19 protein-coding genes are annotated in these 23915 nt (G+C 41.1%); 2 read left to right on the top strand and 17 right to left on the bottom strand.

The window, feature by feature from the left end:
* Positions 1-227: 227 nt before the first annotated feature.
* The 4 genes from QL984_RS04020 to QL984_RS04035 are packed head-to-tail and all read right to left on the bottom strand — an operon-like array spanning position 228 to position 6995.
* Positions 228-1253: a zinc-binding dehydrogenase gene (locus tag QL984_RS04020; RefSeq protein WP_016899702.1), complete on the bottom strand. Its 1026-nt coding sequence runs from the start codon at positions 1251-1253 to the stop codon at positions 228-230.
* 8 nt (positions 1254-1261) lie between these two features.
* On the bottom strand, positions 1262-2674 hold the full coding sequence (locus QL984_RS04025) for a TolC family protein (protein ID WP_016899701.1): 1413 nt from the start codon (positions 2672-2674) through the stop codon (positions 1262-1264).
* Complete coding sequence (locus QL984_RS04030) at positions 2667-5816, bottom strand: multidrug efflux RND transporter permease subunit (RefSeq protein ID WP_016899700.1); 3150 nt, start codon at positions 5814-5816, stop codon at positions 2667-2669. The genes QL984_RS04025 and QL984_RS04030 overlap by 8 nt, the downstream gene beginning before the upstream one ends.
* A gap of 9 nt (positions 5817-5825) precedes the next feature.
* Positions 5826-6995 (bottom strand): efflux RND transporter periplasmic adaptor subunit, encoded by a 1170-nt coding sequence (locus tag QL984_RS04035; RefSeq protein WP_028834103.1) that lies wholly within the window; start codon positions 6993-6995, stop codon positions 5826-5828.
* A gap of 118 nt (positions 6996-7113) precedes the next feature.
* Here QL984_RS04035 and QL984_RS04040 point away from each other — a divergent pair, with 118 nt between their 5' ends.
* Entirely contained in the window at positions 7114-8052 is a 939-nt protein-coding gene (locus QL984_RS04040) for a LysR family transcriptional regulator (RefSeq protein WP_008112392.1), read from the top strand.
* Here the strand turns inward: QL984_RS04040 and QL984_RS04045 are convergent.
* Both QL984_RS04045 and QL984_RS04050 read right to left on the bottom strand, forming a co-directional pair.
* A complete protein-coding gene (locus tag QL984_RS04045; RefSeq protein WP_016899698.1) occupies positions 8049-9071 on the bottom strand; it encodes a GGDEF domain-containing protein in 1023 nt (340 codons plus the stop codon). The two genes, QL984_RS04040 and QL984_RS04045, sit on opposite strands and share 4 nt — an antisense overlap.
* A 111-nt stretch (positions 9072-9182) precedes the next feature.
* Positions 9183-10046 carry a DUF6279 family lipoprotein gene (locus QL984_RS04050; protein ID WP_016899697.1) on the bottom strand — a complete coding sequence of 288 codons (864 nt, stop codon included), beginning with the start codon at positions 10044-10046 and terminating at the stop codon, positions 9183-9185.
* Positions 10047-10362: 316 nt separating this feature from the next.
* Between QL984_RS04050 and QL984_RS04055 the strand changes: the two genes are divergently transcribed.
* Complete coding sequence (locus QL984_RS04055; protein WP_013463177.1) at positions 10363-11088, top strand: tetratricopeptide repeat protein; 726 nt, start codon at positions 10363-10365, stop codon at positions 11086-11088.
* A gap of 63 nt (positions 11089-11151) precedes the next feature.
* Here QL984_RS04055 and QL984_RS04060 read toward each other — a convergent pair whose 3' ends face one another.
* The 11 genes from QL984_RS04060 to dnaK form a co-directional block, all read right to left on the bottom strand.
* Positions 11152-12570 carry a coniferyl aldehyde dehydrogenase gene (locus QL984_RS04060; RefSeq protein ID WP_036954927.1) on the bottom strand — a complete coding sequence of 473 codons (1419 nt, stop codon included), beginning with the start codon at positions 12568-12570 and terminating at the stop codon, positions 11152-11154.
* Between the two features lie 188 nt (positions 12571-12758).
* Entirely contained in the window at positions 12759-14234 is a 1476-nt protein-coding gene (locus QL984_RS04065) for a DASS family sodium-coupled anion symporter (protein WP_016899695.1), read from the bottom strand.
* Positions 14235-14245: 11 nt separating this feature from the next.
* Positions 14246-15202: a porin gene (locus QL984_RS04070; protein ID WP_138764055.1), complete on the bottom strand. Its 957-nt coding sequence runs from the start codon at positions 15200-15202 to the stop codon at positions 14246-14248.
* 174 nt (positions 15203-15376) lie between these two features.
* Positions 15377-16744 (bottom strand): sigma-54 dependent transcriptional regulator, encoded by a 1368-nt coding sequence (locus QL984_RS04075; protein WP_036954930.1) that lies wholly within the window; start codon positions 16742-16744, stop codon positions 15377-15379.
* Entirely contained in the window at positions 16737-18467 is a 1731-nt protein-coding gene (locus tag QL984_RS04080) for an ATP-binding protein (protein WP_036954933.1), read from the bottom strand. Before QL984_RS04080 ends, QL984_RS04075 begins: the two co-directional genes overlap by 8 nt.
* 172 nt (positions 18468-18639) lie before the next feature.
* The gene (locus tag QL984_RS04085; protein WP_010389010.1) at positions 18640-18903 is read right to left on the bottom strand and encodes a hypothetical protein; all 264 of its coding nucleotides are present in this window, start codon (positions 18901-18903) and stop codon (positions 18640-18642) included.
* Positions 18904-19066: 163 nt separating this feature from the next.
* Positions 19067-19318 (bottom strand): hypothetical protein, encoded by a 252-nt coding sequence (locus QL984_RS04090; RefSeq protein ID WP_013463170.1) that lies wholly within the window; start codon positions 19316-19318, stop codon positions 19067-19069.
* A 136-nt stretch (positions 19319-19454) separates the two neighbouring features.
* Entirely contained in the window at positions 19455-19823 is a 369-nt protein-coding gene (locus QL984_RS04095; RefSeq protein WP_058155943.1) for a response regulator, read from the bottom strand.
* Between the two features lie 182 nt (positions 19824-20005).
* Positions 20006-20467: a Cys-tRNA(Pro) deacylase gene (ybaK, locus tag QL984_RS04100; protein WP_138764054.1), complete on the bottom strand. Its 462-nt coding sequence runs from the start codon at positions 20465-20467 to the stop codon at positions 20006-20008.
* A 104-nt stretch (positions 20468-20571) separates the two neighbouring features.
* A complete protein-coding gene (dnaJ, locus tag QL984_RS04105; RefSeq protein WP_013463168.1) occupies positions 20572-21711 on the bottom strand; it encodes a molecular chaperone DnaJ in 1140 nt (379 codons plus the stop codon).
* Positions 21712-21926: 215 nt separating this feature from the next.
* The gene (gene dnaK, locus QL984_RS04110) at positions 21927-23843 is read right to left on the bottom strand and encodes a molecular chaperone DnaK (protein ID WP_013463167.1); all 1917 of its coding nucleotides are present in this window, start codon (positions 23841-23843) and stop codon (positions 21927-21929) included.
* Between the last annotated feature and the right edge of the window lie 72 nt (positions 23844-23915).

A 23915-nucleotide genomic window follows, 5' to 3' on the forward strand; every position in this document is an offset into this window, starting at 1 on the left:
CTCTATTCAATTAATTAACAGTTTTTGCAATTTATTTTCTTTACCTGAACGTAAACTGTTGAAATAAAAAGGCTTACACCTGTACGCTGAATTGTTATTTTTTTTGTTAAAAATTTAATAATTCTGGTTGTTGGCGCCGCAAATACGGATTTGGTAATAAAGTAGAAACAAAAAAACGCAGCCTAAAATTAGGCTGCGTTTTTTAAAAGCGAGAGATTAAATCGAATCTAACTTATTTTAACTACCTGTTTGCCAGTAAAACCACCTGCTAACTGGTTATTTAGTGCAGCCGAAACAGCGTTTGCATTAAAATCAACAGCTAAAACTTCTGGAGGAATTATCTCGCCATTTGCTACCGTTTCAAGCAACAAATTACCCATAAAGCTCATCCGCTGCTGCGCACAGAGGCTGTTGGCCAACCACGCGCCTCCTAAGGAGACAATACTAATATTAGGCGCACGCCGATACATTAGCTGCTGTTCGAAGTTAGGGAGTGGATTTAAACAAGCAATACGACCACAAAAACGCATTAGTTCGATATTTTGAATGGTCGATTCCCCACCCATAATATCAATAACAGCGTCAAACCCTTGCGGACCTAACTCTCGACGAATTTTGTCACATAAGGCTTTATCGTTGTAATCAAAGACCACATCGGCGCCGAGTTGCTTAACTAACTTATGATTGCGCTTAGAGGCGGTGGTAAATACATCTGCACCGCGCTGCTTGGCAAACTGAATAGCAAATTGCCCTACAGCGCCAGCACCACCTTCAACAAAAAGTGTATCGCCCTCCGTTACTGATAGTTTATCTAAGCTGATCAATGCCGCCATTCCGGCGCAGGGTAAAGTTGCAGCTTTTTCACTGGCTAATTGCTTGGGAATAATAGACACCGCATAATTAGGTACTTTTGCGTATTCGCTCAGTACCCCTTGCTCACCTACGCTGGCGTGCCACATAACACGCTCCCCTACCCCCGGAAAAATACCTTTACCCGCTTTAACCACTGTTCCCACTGCATCCAAGCCTAAAACATGCGGGTATTGCCACGTACAAAAGCCAGACTTGGCAAATTGTGCATCCACCGGGTTTAAACCAACGTACTCTACTTTTACTAATAACTCATTCCCTGTGCACTGAGGCACAGGTAACTGAGTATCCGATAAGTTAATATCCTCATTGGGCTCATTTAACACAATAGAGCGCATTAATGTAGGAATAGTATTTGGGTTTGTATCTGCAGTATTAGGCATCAAAAACTCTACTTGTTAGTATTACTTAACGCGTAACTCCATCGCCCATTAAATGACTGGTAGGCATTTACTTTGGCAAGTAGCGATGAAATAGTTGAATCAACGGCATTTTCTTGTGCTATTAAAACATCCTGACGCGCATCTAACAACTCTAAGTAAGGAATTTGCCCTTCTTCGTACATTGCTTGTGCTTGTAAAAATGCATTATTAGCAAATTGATAACGCTCATTAGCAAAGCGCGATTGCTGTGCTTGATTGACCAATAATTGCAGAGAAAGTTCACTCTCGTTAATCGCTTTTAATACCACTTGTTGGTAATCGGTATACGCCGCTTGGCTTAAAAACTGCTGCGCATCGCGTTGTGCTAAAAGCGCAGGGTAACTTAATAATGACCACTGCAATTGCGGCGCTACTTGCCATTGCTGCTGGGTATCACTAAAACCGTTGCTCTCTAAACTTAACACGCCTGCAAAGCCGCTTAAGCTAATATCCGGCAATAAAGCTTTGCTGGCTGCTACACTCAGGCTATTTGCTTGGCTAAAATCAAATAAAGCACGACTTATATCAGGTCTTAATGCTATTGCATCATTAGGCTTTGCCAATGACACCGCAAATGCCTTAGTTAATATAGTACGTTCATCATTAATACTCAGTGATTGCGTAGTTTGCGCGCTTAATACGGCCAAAGTAGATAAGTCACGGTACTTGGCATATTCAATTGCCGGCACCAAGGCTTGCTGCTGTCTAAGTTGCGCCATAGTGCGGTTTAAGTCGAGCTCATTCGCCACACCTTCATCAACTTGGGCCTGTAGCACTTGAATGCTTTGTTCAAGCGCTTCTATTTGCATCTCAATAATTTGCTGCTTTTGCAGATTACCTTGATAACTCACAAAGCCTTTAACCACAGCCGACACCACTTCAATTTGCAATAACCTAACTTGCTCAGCTTGGCTCATTGCTTGTGAATTCGCGGCATCGACTAACGCAGTAATTCGACCAAATAAGTCGAGCTGCCAATCAAGTGCTATATTCGCACTTGATTGTCTGCTATTGGTATTGCCTAGCCCGCTTCGCTTTGCACCAACCGCAACACCGCCTTGCGGTAAGTATTGCGCTTGTTGCTCGCCAATACGCGCCAAAGCGCTTTTTAATACCAGCTGACTAGTTTGTAAGTCGTAATTATTAGCAAGTGCGTTGCTCACCAGTTGGTTTAGCTGCGCTGAGCCCAGCTTGTGCCACCAGTTTTGCTCATCTTCACCCATAAATTGCTCTGCAGATATTGCCTTGGCAACAAACTCATTAACCTGTTGTTGCTGAGCGGCTGTGTCAATTTTACTCGCACAACCTGATAACACAGCAACCGCTAATACAGAACTCAGCCATGGCGATAATTTAAGGGCGCTTAGGTTAAATTTAGTCATGTGAAGACTCCTCAACGCGCGGCTTTTTTACCACCAGCATATAAAACACCGGTGTAAATAATAGTCCAAACACAGTTACCCCAATCATGCCCGAGAACACCGCATTACCCATGGCATGGCGCATTTCTGCCCCAGCACCGGTTGCCAATACAAGCGGTATAACACCTGCGGTAAAGGCAATTGATGTCATTAAAATTGGGCGTAAACGTAATCGACACGCCGCTAACATCGCCTCAAGGTGCGATAATCCGGTGTCATGCTTATCTTTAGCAAATTCCACCATAAGGATGGCATTTTTAGAAGCCAATGCGACCAGTACAATCAACGCTATTTGGGTAAATATGTTGTTGTCTGAACCTACAAACCACACTCCTAATAACGCTGAGAAAATAGTCATAGGTACAATTAAAATAATGGCCAGTGGTAAACGTAAGCTTTCATACTGTGCGGCCAGTACCATAAACACCAGCAATACAACCAGAGGGAATACATACACCATGGTATTACCGGCTAATACTTGCTGGTACGTTACCTCAGTCCACTCATATTCAATACCAGTAGGCAATGTTTTTGCTAGTACAGCTTCAATCGCCAATTGCGCTTGATCAGAACTATAACCGGGCGCTGGGCTGCCATTAAGCTCTGCACTTGGGTAGCCGTTGTAATGCATTACACGATCAGGACCAATAGTAGGCGTTACCGTTAATACTGAGCCTAACGGCACCATATTACCGGCACGATTACGCACTTTTAGGTTTAGTATTTGCTCTGGGTCTACCCTAAAATCAGCATCAGCTTGGGCATTAACCTGGTAAGTACGGCCAAATAAATTAAAGTCGTTTACATACACTGAGCCTAAATAAATTTGTAACGAGTTAAACACTTCATCTAATGGAATACCTTGAATAAGCGCTTGCTCGCGGTCAATATCAATATCCATTTGTGGCACTTGAATTCTAAAGCTTGAATACAGCCCCATTAACGCCGGATCTTTTTGCGCCGCAGCAATCACTGATTGCAAACTGTTAAATAAGGCTTCAAAGCCTTTGTTAGCTCTATCTTCTATTTGCAGTTTAAAGCCGCCTGTGGTGCCAAGGCCTTGAATTGGCGGTGGTGGAAACACAGCGACAAAGGCTTCATCAATGGCCGCAAAACGTTGGTTTAGTTGCGCTGCAATAGCCGAAGCCGACATACTCGGATCAGTACGCTCTGCAAAAGGCGCCAGTGGCGTAAATACGATGCCGCTATTTGGGCTATTAGTAAAACCATTCACTGAAAGACCAGGAAACGCTACCGTGTTCGCAACCCCAGGGACCTCTAATGCAATTTGCTGCATTTGTTTTACCACCGCTTCTGTACGGTCTAAACTGGCAGCGTCAGGTAACTGCGCAATAGCGACTAAGTATTGCTTATCTTGTTGTGGAATAAACCCACCCGGTACTGCATCAAACAATTTAATCGTACCGCCAACTAAAGCAATATACGCAACCATAACCACAACACTCATACGAATAAGCTTTTGTACCAGCTTTTCATACCCTTTAGCACCACGGTCAAACACGCGGTTAAAAGGTTGAAATAACCAACGGCCAAATAATTTATTAAGCACGCGGGTAAACGCATCAGGCTCGGCATCATGTGATTTTAACAATAAAGCGGCCAGTGCTGGCGACAGCGTTAATGAGTTAAACGCCGAAATTACCGTTGAAATCGTAATGGTTAATGCAAATTGTTTATAAAACTGCCCTGAAAGCCCAGTAATAAAAGCCGTCGGAATAAATACCGCACATAATACTAATGCAATCGCAATAATAGGGCCGGTTACTTCCGTCATTGCCACGCGGGTGGCTTCAAGCGGTGATAAGCCATCTTCTATATTTCGCTCAACATTTTCTACGACCACAATTGCGTCATCAACCACAATACCGATTGCCAGTACTAAACCAAATAGCGATAAGGTATTAATAGACACTCCAAGCCACTGCATTACGGCAAACGTACCAATGAGTGAAATAGGCACCGCAATTAACGGAATAATAGACGCGCGCCAGGTTTGTAAGAACACAATAACCACAATCACCACCAGCACGATTGCTTCGAGTAAAGTGGCGATTACCGCATCAATTGAACCACGAACAAATACCGTTGGATCATAAACAATGTCGTATTCAACACCTGCAGGAAAGTCTTTTGATAAACGAGCCATGGTTTCACGCACCTGATCAGAGAGCTCAATGGCATTTGACCCTGGGCGTTGAAATATTGGCATCGCTAAAGCGGGTTGATTATCAAGCTCAGCACGCAATGCATAAGAATCTTGGCCTAAATCAACACGTGCCACGTCTGACAAACGGGTAAGCTGCCCTTGCTCCCCAACTTTAATAATGACTTGTTTAAACTCTTCAATGCTATTAAGGCGTCCTTTGACGTTTAATAGAATTTGGAACTGACTGTCATTTGAAATCGGTTGCGCACCTAAACTACCTGCTGCAACTTGCTGATTTTGCGAGCGTAGTGCATTGACCACGTCACTTGCAGTAAGCTCACGTGATGCTAGCGCATCGGGGTTAAGCCAAACTCGCATTGCATATTTACCACCACCAAATAAACGAATATCACCCACACCAGGTAAACGCGCTATTTCATCTTTAATATTTAAATCGGCATAATTTGATAAATACGCGGTGTCATGGCTGTTTTGGGGTGAATATAAATGCACCACCATGGTTAAATCGGGTGATGATTTTTCAGCAACAACCCCTAAACGTTGCACTTCTTGTGGCAAACGCGGCAGCGCACTATTTACTCGGTTTTGCACTTGCACTTGGGCACGGTCTAAATCAGTGCCTAACGCAAATGTCACAGTGAGCGTCATACGTCCGTCACTGGTTGCTTGTGAAAACATATACAGCATGTTTTCGGTGCCATTTATTTCTTGCTCAAGCGGTGTTGCCACTGTTTGTGCAATAACCGTCGGGTTCGCACCTGGATAACTGGCAGTCACAACCACTGTCGGTGGTACGACTTCTGGGTATTCACTGACAGGCAGCTGAAATAATGAAATGCTACCTGCAATTAAAATAATCAACGACAGCATGGCCGCAAAAATCGGTCGCTGTATAAAAAAGTGTGAAAATTTCATCTAATAACCTTATTGCTTAGCAACTAAATCGGCAGGGTTAGCACTTAGCGTAAATGCCACGCCTTGGGTATTAATTGCCACTTTATTTGGTGATATCGGCATACCGGGTCCTACACGAGCAGGGCCGTTTACAGCAATAATATCGCCTTGCTCAAGTCCTGATGTGATGGCTCGTAACGATCCATAGCGCTCACCTACAGTAACCAATTTATATTGCAGCACATTATTTTCGCCTACCGTTAACACAAAGCGATTTTTTAAATCTGTGCCTATGGCTCTGTCTGGAATAATGACAGTTTCACGCACTGCATTAGCAGCTAACTTAATGCGTGCAAATGAGCCCGAACGCAGCTCGTTACTGCGATCATCAAATACCGCACGAACGCGTAAAGTGCCTGTAGATGCGTTAATTTGATTATCTATAAAGTTAATATGGCCGCTATAGTTAAAATCGTCTTGCCCTACTTTTTGCATTACAACAGGCTGTTTGCTTGCAGCTGTTACTTCGTCAAATGCGCTATTCCAAGTACGTTCATCGACATCAAAGTAAGCGTACATTTTGTCATTAGAAACAATTGAAGTAAGCACGCTTTGCCCTGCAAGTACGTTGTTACCTTTGGTAATATTTGCGCGAGAAATCACGCCATCAATAGGAGAAACCACTGACGTAAACTCTAGATCGAGCTTTGCAGCTTTAAGCTGCGCTTGCAGTGCAGCAAGTTGTGCTTCACGCTGACGTAAAGTCGATGTACGCGCTTGTGCTTGCTCAGTCGAAATGGCTTTTCGCTCAGTTAAGCGTACAGCACGCGATGCTTCGCTTTTTGCTTGTTCAAGTGCTGCTTGAGCACTTTTTACCTGAGCGCTTAAACTGTCAACGGTTGCAGCGAATGAGCGATCGTCTAAACGAAATAATACATCGCCTTGTTTAACGCTATCCCCTTCTTTAAATTCAATTTGCTCAATAATGCCGGATACACGCGGCATTAATGCCACTTTCTGCGGTGACTCTAAGCGTGTTGTATAGGTATGCCAACTTTGAACTGGCTTAACCAAGACTTCGGCTACATCAATAGCTTGTTGTTGCTGTGCGGGGGCTGATTGCGCTGTACTTTCATCGGCACAACCGGCCAGTGTGATTAATGCAACAGATAGTGCTGTAGCAATTAAGTGTTTGTTCATAACGACGCTCCTTTTAATTTAGCATTGCATAATACGGAACAAACTTGATGACAAAAACAATAGATTTTTAAATTCATTAGTGCCAAAATGGCATCAATACTCACTAAGTGATGAAATAATGGATACAACCAGTCGACTATTAATGCTGCTTGAAGTGGTAGAGCAAGGCTCATTTGCAAAAGCAGCCGAAATACGAAATATTGACCGCTCAGTGATCTCTAAGCAAATTAGTCGGTTAGAGGATGAACTTGGGGTAAGACTATTAAACAGAACAACCCGCTCATTCTCTCTTACAGCAGCGGGCGCTGAAATGATAAAAAAAGCGGGTGAGCTGCGAAGCCTGCTTGGCGAAACGGTGCGCATGGCAGAAAACTACCACCAAGAGCCTCGCGGCGTATTAAAAGTGACCGCATCGACTTTAATAGGTCGACGCTACTTACAGCCAGTGATCAACGATTTCCAAAAACGCTTTCCACAAGTGGAAGTAGAACTGCGTTTAGATGACCGACTGGTTGATATTGTATCTGAAGGATTTGATTTAGCGTTTAGAGTGGGTGAACCCAAAGACTCATCATTAATTGCTCGTAAAATTGCCCGTAATCGTTTGTTACTATTAGCCGCGCCAGCGTTTATAGAAACATACGGTATGCCAACAACAATCACTGATTTGGCACAATTGCCAGCGGCCAGTTATGCCAGCAACTCACTGCGGGTAGAAGGCATAAATTACTATAACCACACTGGCGAGCACTGCGAGCAAAAAATAAAAAGTGTGTTTAGAGCAAACGATGCAGAAGTATTACTGATGAAAACTCTCTCTGGCACCACCTACTTTTTAGCGCCGGCATTTATTTTAGATAAAGAAGTGATTGATGGGCAACTAGTGCCCTTACTTACCGATGTAAAATTAATGGAACACAGTGCAATGTATGCTGTATACCCACACCGAGATTTACCGGTAAGAACACGATTGTTTTTTGATGCCGTGCGTGAATACATTGGCAAAGAAAGACCGATTTGGGAGAACAGTATTCCTAATTTTGATCAAATGTATTAAGCCGCATCTGCACAGAGGTTAATATCAGAAAAAACCGCATTGCGCCCTGCATCTTTCGCCTTATAAAGCTGCTTATCTGCTTGCGCTATTAATTCGGTCAAATTTTGTTGTTGGTACTTAACAACGCCAACACTGGCTGTTAAATTTATGGTTATACCATTGGCTTCAATATATTTATTTGCAACGGCTTGTCTAAGATTTTCAGCCATTGCCAGCGCGGATTGTGCACTATCAAAATTGCTCATTAAAGAAAATTCTTCACCCCCCACCCTAAACACATACCCTTTTGCGAAAGTAATCCTAAATAGAGTTGCCAACTCAACCAGCACTTTATCTCCTACATCATGGCCGTATTCATCATTTATTTGTTTAAAGTGGTCAAGATCAATTAAAAACAAGTACAACTGTGACTTGTCTTTTATCTCCACTTCAAAATAATGACTCATAGATAAACGGTTTCCTGCCCCCGTGAGAGGATCAAGTAAGGCCAAGTTTTTAAGTCGCTTCGAAAATTCGGCCCTATTTCCTTCAAAAACATGAGAAATGACCCATATAATAATATAAATAAACAGTAAGTTGAGCGCTAGGTTAAAAGAGGAAAAATAAGGGCTTGGTAATTTATAAAGCAACACTGATGATTGCATAACCAAAAGTGTGGCCGATAACACAATACCGTATTTTCGACCAAGAAGTAGATAATACAAAATGGGTAAAGAAAACGCCCACAAAAACAGACCATTTTTAAGTGGTGCCAAAAAGGTTCCACATAATATAACTAGCGTTACAGTCATACAAACCGTTATGGCATACCAGTTTCGTTGCTTGTTTTTAACCAATTGTATAAAAATATAAAAACAAAGTGCGGAAAAACACACCTCTAAGCCGCCTACAATATAAAAATGATTTTTTGATAGGTTAAACACAGCAAAAATAAATGACAACAAACCAAAAAATAAACACATCCATTTTAAGACATGCTTACGTAATATTTTTGTGCTATTAAGAGCGGCTATATCCATAAAAAACTTAAATCAAAACTAATCGTTTATATTACCCCTGAAATGCAATAATCACAATTTTATGCTTAACAACCCCCTTTAAAATAAGCAAAAAGGATTGGTTAAATGCAGCTATTCTGTAAGCAGCTCATTAACTGTCCCAACCAAGTCAGCAAATTCCTCATCAACATGTGCGACTTGTTTAGGGCTTAAGGTTTGATTTAATTTAACCAGCAACTGTGCGTATGCCCTTAAATTTTCCTCATTTCTCTCAATGAGTTCAGCACTCATAAACAGCTCTCGTTCTGTAATGATAGTGCGTAACTGCTGCGCAAATTGGGCATCATCAAGGGTTTGCTGATTAAACAGTGCTTCAAGTGCACCTAACCGAGTTAGTTTATAGTCATACCATAAATTGCTGGTACTGATATATTCACTGTTGGCTTGTGACACTAGCGTTCGCTGCTCTGAGGTGAGCTTACCAAGCCATTGTTCGTAGTAGTCTAGTTGCCTGTCTAAACGAGACTGCTGATGCTCCTCTTTGGTTAATGAAGCGTGCTCTTTTATTTCATTATTAATTTGCTCACGAATGTTTTCTATCATTTCACTGCGTTGTGATGGAGTTAACGTTTTTGCCAGCTCGATTAAGGGATCACTCGCGTACAAAAGTAAATTGCGCCAATGCTGCTTTACCTGCGTTATTTTTGCCATTAACTGCGCTGTATCGGCTTGTTTATCGAGCAACTGCCTTAAGTCGAGTAAATCGGCTTTATATTTTGGTAACTCAACCTCTCGATGCCAATCTCGGGTGTTATTAATAATCACTTTTAACTGCGTTGATTGGCTTTTGTTTAAGTCGACATAATCGTCTATCCAAAACGAAGACAGCCAACCAAGGTTGTTATAAGCAAAGGAAGTAGAACAACTGGCAATAAACAATAAACTGGTTATAAAAATAATTTTGCTTAGTTTTATATTTTTTAAATTATTTAACATTAACAGACCCCGTTTTATGATGCTTTGGTTGCCAAAAATCATCATAAGTAATTATGTAAGCTATTGCTCGCTTTTATTTTTTTCATTTTTCTATAGAATCGCAAGCTAACGCAATTTATATCATGACTATATGCTTAAGTTTAGAATTTTTGAGCTATAGTTAAAGCTACTTGTTAATACGTTTGTATACCTAGGTTATAAACGTTGGCGTTATTAATTTAGCTCATAATTTTTTACCTATCCCGAATAGATTCACTAGGTAAGTTTTACTTTTATGGCGCTTACATAGAACGACAACTAATTTGGAGACATGCTTATGTCACAGTCTAATTTTAAAGCACTGCTACTGGCCGGTATTATGCTCGCTACCCCTCTTGCCCATGCTGGACTAGAAGAAGGGATCAGAGCTGCTAATGCGGGTGAATTTGAAGAAGCACTTAAAGAGTTTAATTATTTAGCTGACAAAGGCTATGCACCGGGTATTTACGAATTAGGTAAGCTATACGAAGGTGGCCATGGCGTTACCCGTGATTATTACAAAGCAGCTGAGCTGTACCAACAAGCCGTTAAAAAGAACCATGTAGATTCAATGTTTGCACTTGCGGTTTTATATGACGAAGGCAATGGCGTTAAATTAGACAAACAAATGGCCATAACCTTATTCGAAAAAGCTGCAAATAAGAACCTTCCCGCAGCACAGTATAACTTAGGTGTAATGTACGCAAATGGCGATGGTGTTAGCCAAGATTATAAAGCCGCCAGAACATGGTATGAAAAAGCCGCTGCTAATAATTACACATTGGCGCAGTTTAATTTAGCACTGATGTATTTTGAAGGCTTAGGAATGCCAAAAAATCTTGAAATGTCGTATGTGTGGAATACCATTGCCGAGTATAACGGCAACATGCAAGCCAGTCACAGCCGTAAACTTGATGAACGTACTATGCTTCCTAAAGAGGTAGCTGAGGCCAAAGAAAAAGCCGATGCAATTTATACCAAAATTTTAGCGGGAACGTATGCTGGCGAAGGACGCCTGTTTTAAGTTAGCTATTAAAAAAGCTGAATGAAGTGATTCATTCAGCTTTTTTGTTTTAAACGCTACAGGCTATTTTACATAAAGCCACTTTAGCACTTTGATCAGTAATTTATTTTGTTTAAGTAATAAACCAATGCGCGGGTTAACCGAGCCAGAGACTAAGGTATTTTTTGCATGGCTAAAGGTGAGAAAACCTTCTTTGCCGTGATAATGCCCCATCCCCGAATGCCCCACGCCACCAAATGGCACATCATCGGCAGCTACTTGTATTAATGTGTCGTTTACCGCAACTGTTCCGCTAAGTGTTTGCTTAATAAGGTACTGTTGCGCCTGTTTATCTTGACCTAAAATGTAAAGGGCTAATGGGTGGTCGCGTAATCGAATATAATTAAGCACGTCCTCTAATTTGTCGTAACTCATAATGGGTAAAATGGGACCAAATAGCTCTTCTTGCATTAATGTCATCTCATCTGTTACGTGCGTAACAATATGCAGACCCATACGATGCTTTTCGCCATCTTGCTGGTTTTGTTCAAGCGGTTTAGTAATTTTAGCGCCTTGCTCTTGTGCTTGCTCTAAATAACCTAGCAAACGTTGATAATGTGCAGGGCTAATAATCGAGGTCAGGTTTTTGCCTTCTACGCCTTGCTTAAAGTGTTTTTTATAATGGGTACAAAGCGCTTTAATGAATTGATGCTCCAATGCTTTAGGAACAAACACGTAGTCAGGCGCTACACATATTTGCCCTGCATTGGCCATTTTTCCAAATAATAAAGCACGCGCGGCTTTATTTACATCGGCTTTTTCTAACACAATAACGGGCGATTTCCCGCCGAGCTCTAATGTTACCGGCGTTAAATTTTTACTGGCCGCGGCCATAACTAACTTGCCAACGGCAGTCGAGCCTGTAAACAGCAAATGCGCAAATGGCAATGATGAAAACTCACTTGCCACGTCGCTACCACCTTGAATAATTGTGCAGTGTTGGCTTAATTCACCTGCAAATATTTTTTCAATAACGGCATTGGTGTTAGGCGTAAATTCACTGAGCTTTAACATCATCCTGTTACCCGCTGCAATCGCGGTGATGACCGGCACCAATGCCAATTGAATAGGATAGTTCCACGGTGCAATCACACCCACCACGCCAATAGGCTGATAGGTTACACTTACTTTTGAGGGCCATAAGCTTAACCCCGCGCTGCGCTGACTAGGCTTAGACCAGCGAGGTAGCTTTTTAATAATATGCGCAAGTCCCTGCATGGTGGGCAAAATATCCCCCACTAAGGTATCGAACGCCGTTCGGTATCCAAAATCTTTAGATACTGCAGCAATCAAGTCTTGCTCTAACGTTACAATGTTAGCGCGTAATTTTTTGAGTAAAGCAAGACGTTGCTCAATGGGTAAATAAGGGGTGTCTTCAAAAGCATGCTTTAGTTCATTAAATTGCGAACGCAAAGACCCTGTAGATAATGTGTAAGTGTTCAAAATAGGCTACCCGATTTATAACGTTTTCAAGACTATAACCTTGTTCTGTTACTCGAGCAATAAAGAGTGATTTTGCAACACGAGGTAAAGGATTGCAAAAACACTCAACAGGTTGGTTGGAACGCATACCGATGCACTGCTTTTGTGTGCATCGGTTATCTGTTTTGTTAGTTGATTAAAGTGGGTTATTAAAAACCAAAAACTTGGGCTGCTATGGTCATTGTTACTAAGGTAATTAAAACAATAGCGACAATATTTAACACAAAGCCAGCACGGATCATGTCTTTCATTTTAATTTCACCCGAGCCAAACACAATCGCATTGGGTGGTGTGGCTACTGGCATCATAAACGCACAACTACACGCAATCGCAGCTGGAATAACCCACACTAACGGACTGCCTGTTACTGACTCAGCAACGGGGCCTAGCAGTGGTAAAAAGCCTGCTGCTGTTGCCGTATTACTGGTTATTTCGGTTAAGAACGTAATCAGCGCAACCACAACAAGAATGCTCATTACTAATGGAATAGTACTCGCCCCTTCAATCATATTGGCAATGTAGTCAGCTAATCCTGATGACTTTATTTGCGAGGCAAGTGTTAATCCGCCACCAAATAAAAGCAACACACCCCACGGCACTTTAGCGGCACTTTCCCAATCTAAAATACGCGCATCGCTGCCTTTATTTGCCGGTAGTACAAACAGTAATAATGCAGCGGCAATAGCAATACCGGTATCTGAAATTTTAAGCCCGGTAACATCGCCTAATAAAGGTCTAAATATCCAACAAATAGCGGCAAGCACAAATACAAACAACACGCCCTTTTCAGCACGTTGCATTAGACCTAAGTCTTTTAGCTGTGAAGAGAATACCGCTTTAGTATCAATTCGCTTGTTTGCTTGTACATTCGCATCAACTTTGTAGGTAAATTTAGTTAGCCAAATCCAGCTGATGATTAACATGCCAAGTGCTAATGGCACACCAACTATCATCCACTGGGCAAAGCCAATTTCAATCTGGTAGCTATCTGATAGGTATGCAGCCATTAATGCATTCGGAGGAGTACCAATTAAAGTAGCAATACCACCAATACTCGCACCATAAGCAATAGATAGTAAAAGTGCTTTACCAAACCCCTCATTACTAGGATCTGAGCTTTTAACTAAATGAGTGATAGATAAGGCAATAGGCAACATCATTACTGCGGTAGCGGTATTAGACATCCACATTGATAAAAATGCAGTCACTAACATCATGGCTAAAATTTGTAAACTTGGTTTTTTACCTGCATAAAGCATAGTTCTTAATGCAATGCGCTTATGTAATCCCCAACGCTCCATTGCAATTGATATTAAAAAACCGCCTAAAAATAAAAAGATCAGCGGATGCGCATAAGGAGCTGCAACACTTTTTATAGCCGCTATATCTACTACAGGTGAAATCACTAACGGAAGTAGTGCAGTAGCAGGAATGGGCACAACTTCACTTACCCACCACGATGCCATCCAAAATGCTAAGCCTGCAGTTTTAAAGGCAGCAGCCGACATCCCTACTGGCGGCTCAACTAAGCAAGTAAGTAGCATGACACATGGGCCAAGTAACAATAACAGCCACTGCATAAACGGCTTTTTATTGGCGTTATTTTCTAAAATACGTTTTGTCATATTAACAGCCTTTAAAATTTATATTTAAGACCAAGCGCAACACTGTTATCAGCATTTTCTTCTAGGTCGAGGTCAGTGTACAAAAGGTAAGCCGTGGTTTGCTTGTCAAAGATGTAGTCTACACCAGTAGTCCATTGGGTAGCGTCTGACGCTTGGCGCAATTTTGAATCATCTTTTGCAAATTGTACTTTAGGTACCCATTTATCTAGCTTGTAGCTTGCGCTTAACACGTAACCATTACCTGATTTAGTACCATCAATTGATTCTGAATGTTGGTATAACGCACCTAATTTTAGCTTTTCAAATTTATATACACCTGCGATACGACTTGCTTTAATGTTATTAAGTGAGTCAACATGGCTAATTGAAATAGAGTATGGTGTTTTATTTAAACTACGGTCACCATAAATCAGGGTTGCCGCAAATCCTGCTTCGTTATCTTTGTTGTCATCTTTTGGCGCATAGGTAAATGAAAACTGTGCATTGTGCCAGTATTTAGAGGTATAAGTAATGGTGTCGCCTAAGCGATCTTGTCCTGCAATAACTTGTGAAATATCTGCTTGGGTTTCGTTAAAGTTATCAAGCTTGCCTTCTGAATATTTAAAACGCGTGTCGTTTCGCCCTACGACCACTTCACCAAACGCACCTTTTAGGCCAAGGTAAGTATTACGTGCTGCAAAAGGCTCATTGGTATCGTCGTGTTCAAAACCTTTTACTTGAACCTCGTATTTAAATACGGCAGTAAAATACTCATTTAATTTATGGTCCCCTTTAATACCAATACGCGAAAAAGGGGCATCTATTTGTGTGCCTTCATCTGCGTAACGCATAATGCCAGTATCGGTGTTGGCAATTTGTACTTCGACTTTACCATACACAGTGTAATCTGCAGCAAACGCTGTTACAGGTAGTGTGGCAGCACTGCATAACGCAGCAAGTACTGAACCTTGGAATAGATTATTTTTCATTATGTATCCTAATTATGTGATGTTACTTGTTGTCTACAACTGTAGAGCAAGAACATGACCAACTAGATAATAACAATAAATTTCAGTGACTTAAAAAATAAAACCATGATAAAAAGCTTTAAAATGTGCGGATTTCCACACACTTTAAATACCTACTATCACCATTTCCACCCACTAATCGGTAAACATATCTCGATTAAGGTTATATTTACTCATTTTATCGTAGAGGGTTTTGCGCGCGATTTGCAACGTTGCCATGGTGTCTTTAATACTGCCATGATTAAGCTCTAAGGCTTCTTCAATTAAAGACTGTTCATAAAAGCTGACCTTTTCTGCAAGGCTTAAGTCCAATGATAACGACGAGCCACTACTGCTTGAGTCACTCTGTGCAAAAGCCAGATCGGGGCCAAGTAGTACCGCTCGTTCAGCCTGGTTTCTTAATTCACGAACATTACCTGGCCAATCATGGGCAAGTAGGCGCTGTTGTAACTCAATATTAAGCGCACCTAAAGGTTTATGAAAACGAGTGGCCGCAATAGAGCTAAAGTGCTTAAACAACAAAGGAATATCGGCTTTTCTATCTCTTAACGCGGGAATGCTGACTTTAACTAAACTCAATCGATAGTATAAATCGGCTCTAAACTCACCTTTTTCTACCAACGAAAGTAAATCGACCTTAGTGGCCGCAACAATACGAATATCAAGGTCAATGGCTTTATTTGCACCAACGGGAGTAACTTTTCGCTCTTCAAGCACCCGTAGTAATTTAACTTGTAGTGACAAGGGAGTGCTTTCAATTTCATCTAAAAAAACCGTGCCCCCTTGTGCAAACTCAAACTTGCCTTTGCGATCTTGTGTTGCGCCGGTATATGCACCACTAACAGCACCAAACAATTCACTTTCTATTAGTTGCTCAGGCACCGCGCCACAGTTAATAGCCACAAACTGACAGCTTGAACGGTTACTATGATCATGTAAGTAACGGGCAACCAATTCTTTACCTGTTCCAGTTTCACCTTCAATTAATACATCTGCGGGTGTATCAATCACTGTGTTGAGTAAGTTCATCATGTGCTGCATTTTAAGGGTCTCGCCTAAAATGCGCACACCGGGCGCGGAGGTCTTTTCAACCGCACGCTTCAGAGCTCTGTTTTCCATAACTAAAGCACGTTTGTCTGAGGCCCTAGCAATGCAATCTAATAAATTTTCGTTCAGGGGTTTTTCAAATAGATCATAAGCACCTAACTGCATTGCTCTAACCGCTACAGAAACATCGGCATAACCTGTTAAAAATATTACCGGAAGTTCACTGTCGAATGCTTTTACCTGCTCAATAAAAGTTAAACCATCCATAGTTGGCATATTTATATCACTGAGGACAACGCCATAAAAATTGCGACTTAAACGGCTTAAAGCAATACTCGCATCACTAAAGCACTGCACCTCATACCCTTCGAGGGTTAAAAGCTGATTTAACGAATCACGGATCATCGCCTCATCATCAATAACAACCACTTGCTTACAAACAACGGCTTCAATCATTTTTTGGGGCCTCTATGCTTGATAAACTAATAATAAACTGTGCACCGCCTTGAGGACGATTGTGCGCCGTTAAGTAACCATTAAATGAATCAATAATTTGCTTTGATATTGATAAGCCCAGCCCTAAACCATTACTTGACTTGGTACTGTAAAAGGGTTCAAAAATAGATCCCAGCACATGGTGTTCAATACCTGGACCACTATCTAAAATAGAAAGCTTAACGCGCTCTTCAAAGCATTCAACATCGAAACTAAGCTCTCGTTTAGGCTCACCTTTCATTGCTTGTGACGCATTGGTGATCACATTAACCAGTACTTGTTCAAATTTTAATGCATCAACCCACACGGTGATCTCTTGCGAAAACTGCGGAGCACTGACGTTAACATCGTCTTGTTTAAGTTGCGGGTGGGTGATCATCAACGCATTGTTTAATAACGCCGACAGTGGATGTGGTCGCAATTGCATTGTCGCCGGCTTACTAAAGTGTTTAAGCTGCGCCACTATTTTATGCACCCGCTCTACTAAATTCTCAATAATAATTAAATTTTCACTTAATGCATTGAGTTTCCCCTTTTTGAGGAAAATTTTAGCGCTTGCCAAATAAGTGTTCATGGCGCTCAGTGGCTGGTTAATTTCATGATTAATACCCGCACTTAGTTGCCCTATTGTGGCTAATTTTGCCGACTGTACTAGTGCTGTTTGCGCTTTTTCAAGCGCTTGGGTGCGCTCTAATACTTCAAGTTCTAAACTGTGACGCGAGTACAGTAATTTTTTATATCCGGCAAAGCGTGCCAATAAGCTATATCCGACAAAAATAAATACCCAATAAAACAACACAAGCCATAACAATCTGGGCACCTGTAATGCATTTATGCTTGAAATATCAACCAATACCGTCATCGTTGCATTTAGGTGTGTCAGTGGTCTTGAAGCGGCAACATATTGATCTTTAGCAATTTTAAATTGCTCAATGCCCTGACTTTTGTAGCGCTGCTGCTTTATTTGTAACGGTTGATGATCTAAGTAAGCACGGCGCTGTTTAATATCGCGACGTGTAGTAATATCAAGCTCTGTAAACGTGTTTAAACGCCATGCTGGCTCATCTGACATAGCAATAATTTTATCCGCAAGCTGCAAATAAAAATGACTGCCTTTTGAAGTATTTAATAACGAACGATCGTTTTCAAATTTAGCGACATTAATTTTTAGTGCCACAACGCCAATGGCTTTGCCATCTTGGTAAATAGCCTGCGAGAAGTATATTCCGCGTTCTTTCGAGCGTTGTCCAAGAGCAAAGTAGGCGACCTTTTCTCCGGCAAAAGCTTGTTTAAAGTAAGGCCGAAATGCAAAGTTGCTCCCTAAAAACGTATAGTCGGTTTGCCAGTTGCTACTGGCAATAACGTCGCCATGAGTATCTAGTATGTATACATCTGAGGCACCGCTGGCTTGTTGAATATCAGCCAAGTAATTATTAATTGCATTAAAGTGTTGTGATTCATTATTAGTAAAACGAATCAATAAATTATTTTCAGTTAGCAGCTGAGGGATAGCCGCAAATCGAGCGAGTTCGTTATCGATATAATTATTTAATTGAATGACCTGTTGGTCAGCTTGAATTTTAGCTTGGCCTAAATCATAAGCACGACCAAACGAAAAGGTGACCACTAATAACAGCACTAACAGAATACAAGCAAAAATAATTTTTTTAGGGATGGAGAACATAAACGCCTATGACACCAAGGTGCCAATAATAAGTAATAGCCACTATTGTATCGATTTATAGGTCTTTGCAGAAGAAACTTTTTGTTAACAAGTGTATTAAAACTAAAAAACCGTGAAACTAAAAATATTTCACGGTTTAATTCCCTGCAAGGGGATGCTGTTTTAGCTTAATCTACGCTTTTGCAAGCGCTGGCTTGTCTTTGAAGTACTTATACAAACCAATTAATGAGGCTGCGATCCAGAATATTTCAATTACAAAACTCGCTAAGTTAAAGTTATAGCAAAGACTAATAAGTAACAAAATAGCGCCACTTAAATTCATTAAATTATACGTCAAACTTTTTGGCGATACTTTATTTAGTTGCAGTAAAAAAAACGAACCAACCACTAAAAAAGTGCCACTCATACCAACAATATCAAATAAAAGTGCGATCACACGTCTATCCTTTTCCAATTTAAAACCCAACTGACTGGCCCAATCCATGGGGAGGGTTTTTTTCAATCATTGAAACAGCAAAACCAGCGAAGTTTACCAGTGAAATAAAAGCAAACAAGGGCTTATGTCCGCCCCTCACTACTTTAGACTATAAACAAAACGTTTATTTAAACGTGACTTTGCCACCAATCATTTTATAGGCTGGGGTCCCTCTTATAATTGTAGGGCGGGCAAAAGGTCGTTCACAGCCTGGGCATACACATTCAGTATGGGTGTGATCTTGGGTTATTCTTTCTATAAAACATTTTACTAAAGCACCTTTGCCACCTTTACGGTATTTGAATAACGGTGCCTTACACGCAGAACAAAATATATCGACCGTTTTTGTAGGCCCTTTTTTATTGGGCTTAGCCATACTTCCTCAATAATTACTTTACGATTAGTTAATAGCATAATGCTATCACATCAGCGGTAGAAAATAATGAATGGCTGTTGCGCTAATATATTTTTTAAACAGTCGGTAGATAACTCTACTTTATAAACGATTCGCTTTAGGCTTTTATCGATAAACGGGTTAATTGAGCTGATAACACATTCATATTAAAAGGCTTTACGATAAACCCTGACACTTTAGCATTAATCGCTTTTTTGACAGTCGAAGAACTATCTTCACAGGTCACCATAAGTACAGGAAGGTTTTTCAGCTCGGCATCTTTTCTAATATTATCAAGTAAAGTAATGCCATCCATTTTAGGCATATGAAGATCTGTTATAACCAAATCAAACATTTGATTTTGCAGTATGTTTAATGCTTGAAGCCCATCTGTGGCTTCAACAATATCTTTATAATTTAACTGCCTTAACATATTAATTAATACATGACGCATTAACGGCATATCATCAACAACAAGTATTTTCATGCGTATGTTTTACCAAAATAGCTGCGAGCAAATTTTCATTAAAACAAAGTAAAGGCGACACGCCAATCTAAAAGGTATTAACAAAAACGTGTTATGTGTAGTAACAACATTAGTTAACAATACCTATTGCCGCAAGTAATCAGATGGATACTTATATCCCCTTATTTTAGCTAAACAAAAGTTTAAAAAACTGCAAACGAAGCTTGAGTTATATGTGCTAAGCTTTTTGCACTTAGTGTTACTTCTAACCCTCGTTTTCCGGCACTAACATATATCATTTCAAAATCTAACGCACTGGAGTGTATGTAAGTTTTTAGTCGTTTTTTTTGGCCAAGGGGGCTTACTCCTCCCAAAATATAACCGGTACTCGCCTGCACTTTTTGTGGGTCTGCCATCATCACTTTTTTTACTGCACAAAGCTTCGCAAGCTGTTTAAAATTAACCTGCTGAGTGACGGGAGTCACCGCTACAATAAGCTGTTGCTCTGAGGTTTCAAGCACTAGGGTTTTAAATACTTGGGCGCTGTTAAGATTAAGCTTTTCAACCGCTTCGAGGCCGTAATTAGTATTGTTTATATCGTGCTCGTAACTGAGTATGTCAAACTTAATATTGCTTTTTTTTAGCTGCTCTATAGCGGGGGTCATCTGATAAAGTCCAAAATAAATTTCCCTAATAATTTAGCACATTAAACATAAAAAAACGGCGCTAAAAAAGCGCCGTTTTTACTAGGGTCTATTGATCCGACTAATTACTTAGTTAAGTCATCAAAAAACTTTTTAACCCCATCAAAAAAGCCTTGCTCTTTAGGACGGTTTTTTGAGCTGTCTTTGCCCATACTTTCATCTAATTCTTTAAGTAAGTCACGTTGACGCTCGTTTAAATTAACAGGCGTTTCAATCACAACCTTACAAATTAAATCACCTTGAGCACCACTGCGTACTGACTTAACACCTTTGCCACGCATACGGAACATTTTGCCCGTTTGTGTTTCTGACGGTATTTTAAGCTTTGCACGCCCATCAAGCGTTGGCACTTCAATTTCACCGCCAAGGCCTGCGGTGGTAAAGCTTATTGGTACTTCACAATATAAATTATTAGCTTCACGAACAAATATTTTGTGTTCACGAACAGATACTTGCACATACAAGTCACCTGCTGGTGCACCATGCATGCCTGCTTCGCCTTCACCTGATAAGCGAATACGATCGCCAGTATCTACGCCTGCCGGGATTTTAACCGATAGCGTTTTAGTTTTTTCTACACGGCCTTGCCCATGACATTTATTACAAGGATCTGAAATGATCTGACCTTGTCCATGACACGTTGGACATGTTTGCTGTACGGCAAAAAAACCTTGGCGCATTTGTACTTGGCCTGCACCATGACAGGTTGTACATGTCTTTGGCTTTGAACCCGCTTTAGCACCACTGCCATCACATGGTTCACAACTAACCCAAGTAGGTACTTTAATCTCAACGTCTTTACCACGAACCGCTTCTTCTAAGCTTAAGTCCATGTTGTAACGTAAATCTGAGCCACGTTGCTGGCGTGATTGACGTCGACCACCGCCGCCACCAAAAATATCACCAAATACGTCTCCAAAAATATCACCAAAATCACCTTGGCCGCCGCCAAAGCCACCGTGACCACCGCCACCACCTTGTTCGAAGGCTGCATGGCCGTATTGGTCATACATTTGACGCTTTTGCGCATCAGTCAGTATTTCGTAAGCTTCTTTAACTTCCTTGAATTTAGTTTCAAGGTCTTTATCACCGGCGGTACGATCGGGGTGATATTTCATCGCTAAGCGTTTATACGCTTTTTTTATGTCTCGCTCACTCGCATCTTTGCTTACGCCGAGGACTTCGTAATAATCGCGTTTTGACATATCTATCACACTACTCTTTTCTATTTACAGCGTTAGCTGCTGGACAAACCGATAAATCATATCGATTTATCATTGAATTTTTAAAGCGTTTTATTCACTTCTCTTTACATGCAAAAGGCGCGTTAAGCTTTAGCCTACGCGCCTCATGTGTTCATCCTAACTCAAACACTTGATTTGGTCATGTGTTTTAAATTAGCGAGAAGCGTTAGCAACAATTACTTGTCGTCTTTAACTTCTTCGAACTCTGCATCAACAACATCGTCATCTTGTTTAGCTGACTGTTGTTGTTCACCAGCGTCACCACCAGCTTGTTGTGCTTTAGCTTGAGCGATTTCCATTAGCTTTTGAGACTTTTCAGCAAGCGCTTGCGTTTTCGCTTCAATCTCTGCTTTGTCGTCACTCTTAATTGCTGCTTCTAGGTCAACAACAGCCGCTTCAATCGCGTCTTTGTCTTCGCTTGGCAGAGCATCACCCGCTTCTTCAATTTGCTTACGTGTACCGTGAACAAGTGCATCAGCTTGGTTACGTGCAGCTACTAACTCTTCAAACTTTTTATCGTCTTCAGCGTGCGCTTCTGCATCACGAACCATTTTTTCAACTTCTTCATCGCTTAAGCCAGAAGATGCTTGAATAGTGATTTTTTGCTCTTTACCTGTATCTTTATCTTTTGCAGATACATGTAAGATACCATCGGCATCAACATCGAATGTTACTTCGATTTGTGGCGTACCACGTTGTGCTGGGCGAATGCCTTCTAGGTTAAATTGACCTAGCGATTTGTTATCACTTGAACGTTTACGCTCACCTTGTAACACATGAATGGTTACTGCAGATTGATTATCTTCTGCTGTTGAGAATGTTTGCGATTTCTTAGTAGGAATCGTGGTGTTTTTCTCAATCAGTGCTGTCATTACTGACCCCATCGTCTCAATACCTAGAGATAATGGTGATACGTCTAGTAATAGTACGTCTTTCACGTCACCTGCAAGTACACCACCTTGAATCGCAGCACCCACAGCTACCGCTTCATCAGGGTTAACGTCTTTACGTGGTTCTTTACCAAAGAATTCAGCAACTGTTCTTTGAACAAGTGGCATACGCGTTTGACCACCCACTAGAATGATATCGTTGATATCGTTCACAGACAGGTCAGCATCAGCTAGTGCGCGTTTAAGCGGTTCAATCGACTTAGTCACTAAGTCTTCAACCAGTGACTCAAGCTTAGCACGTGTTAATTTCACGTTCATGTGCTTAGGACCTGATGCATCAGCGGTTACGTACGGAAGGTTAACTTCTGTAGATTGTGCTGATGAAAGCTCAATTTTTGCTTTCTCTGCTGCTTCTTTAACACGTTGCATAGCAAGCGGATCATTTTGTAAATCGATACCTTGATCTTTCTTGAATTCAGCAACTAAGTAGTTGATTACACGGTTATCAAAATCTTCACCACCTAAGTGAGTGTCACCATTTGTCGCAAGTACTTCAAATGTGTGCTCGCCTTCAACTTCATCAATTTCAATGATTGATAAATCGAAAGTACCACCACCTAAGTCGTATACCGCTACTACGTTTTCGCCACGGTTTTTATCCATACCGTATGCAAGGGCTGCAGCTGTTGGCTCATTGATAATACGTTTTACTTCAAGACCCGCAATACGGCCCGCATCTTTTGTAGCTTGACGTTGTGAATCGTTAAAGTATGCCGGTACTGTGATTACCGCTTCAGTTACTTCTTCACCTAAGAAGTCTTCAGCCGTCTTCTTCATTTTTTTCAGTACTTCAGCAGAAATTTGTGGTGCAGCGCGTTTTTCACCGCCTGCTTCTACCCATGCATCGCCATTATCTGCTTTGATAATTTTGAAAGGCATGATGCCGATATCACGTTGTACTTCTTCGTCTTCAAAGCGACGACCAATTAAACGTTTGATTGCAAATAACGTGTTTGTTGGGTTAGTTACCGCTTGACGTTTTGCAGGTTGACCTACTAACGTTTCACCGTCTTGCGTGTAAGCAATAATAGACGGGGTTGTGCGATCGCCTTCCGCATTTTCAATAACACGTGCTTTGTCACCATCAAGTACTGCAACACAAGAGTTAGTAGTACCTAAATCGATTCCAATAATTCTACCCATGAATCTTCTCCAACTTCTAAATTCGTTAATACATTCGATGACTAGTTAATAGGGATGCCACAAACTTAATTC

This window comes from Pseudoalteromonas sp. APC 3495, assembly GCF_030407645.1.
In the GTDB taxonomy this organism is placed as follows: domain Bacteria; phylum Pseudomonadota; class Gammaproteobacteria; order Enterobacterales; family Alteromonadaceae; genus Pseudoalteromonas; species Pseudoalteromonas tetraodonis.

Coding starts and splice junctions, on each gene's coding strand:
- QL984_RS04090 (WP_013463170.1), bottom strand. CDS start 19,318: ATGGCTAAGCCCAATAAAAAAGGGCCTACAAAAACGGTCGATATATTT.
- QL984_RS04020 (WP_016899702.1), bottom strand. CDS start 1,253: ATGCCTAATACTGCAGATACAAACCCAAATACTATTCCTACATTAATG.
- dnaJ (WP_013463168.1), bottom strand. CDS start 21,711: ATGTCAAAACGCGATTATTACGAAGTCCTCGGCGTAAGCAAAGATGCG.
- QL984_RS04080 (WP_036954933.1), bottom strand. CDS start 18,467: ATGTTCTCCATCCCTAAAAAAATTATTTTTGCTTGTATTCTGTTAGTG.
- QL984_RS04075 (WP_036954930.1), bottom strand. CDS start 16,744: ATGATTGAAGCCGTTGTTTGTAAGCAAGTGGTTGTTATTGATGATGAG.
- ybaK (WP_138764054.1), bottom strand. CDS start 20,467: ATGACCCCCGCTATAGAGCAGCTAAAAAAAAGCAATATTAAGTTTGAC.
- QL984_RS04035 (WP_028834103.1), bottom strand. CDS start 6,995: ATGAACAAACACTTAATTGCTACAGCACTATCTGTTGCATTAATCACA.
- QL984_RS04095 (WP_058155943.1), bottom strand. CDS start 19,823: ATGAAAATACTTGTTGTTGATGATATGCCGTTAATGCGTCATGTATTA.
- QL984_RS04030 (WP_016899700.1), bottom strand. CDS start 5,816: ATGAAATTTTCACACTTTTTTATACAGCGACCGATTTTTGCGGCCATG.
- QL984_RS04065 (WP_016899695.1), bottom strand. CDS start 14,234: ATGACAAAACGTATTTTAGAAAATAACGCCAATAAAAAGCCGTTTATG.
- QL984_RS04050 (WP_016899697.1), bottom strand. CDS start 10,046: ATGTTAAATAATTTAAAAAATATAAAACTAAGCAAAATTATTTTTATA.
- QL984_RS04045 (WP_016899698.1), bottom strand. CDS start 9,071: ATGGATATAGCCGCTCTTAATAGCACAAAAATATTACGTAAGCATGTC.
- QL984_RS04025 (WP_016899701.1), bottom strand. CDS start 2,674: ATGACTAAATTTAACCTAAGCGCCCTTAAATTATCGCCATGGCTGAGT.
- QL984_RS04055 (WP_013463177.1), top strand. CDS start 10,363: ATGTCACAGTCTAATTTTAAAGCACTGCTACTGGCCGGTATTATGCTC.
- dnaK (WP_013463167.1), bottom strand. CDS start 23,843: ATGGGTAGAATTATTGGAATCGATTTAGGTACTACTAACTCTTGTGTT.
- QL984_RS04070 (WP_138764055.1), bottom strand. CDS start 15,202: ATGAAAAATAATCTATTCCAAGGTTCAGTACTTGCTGCGTTATGCAGT.
- QL984_RS04040 (WP_008112392.1), top strand. CDS start 7,114: ATGGATACAACCAGTCGACTATTAATGCTGCTTGAAGTGGTAGAGCAA.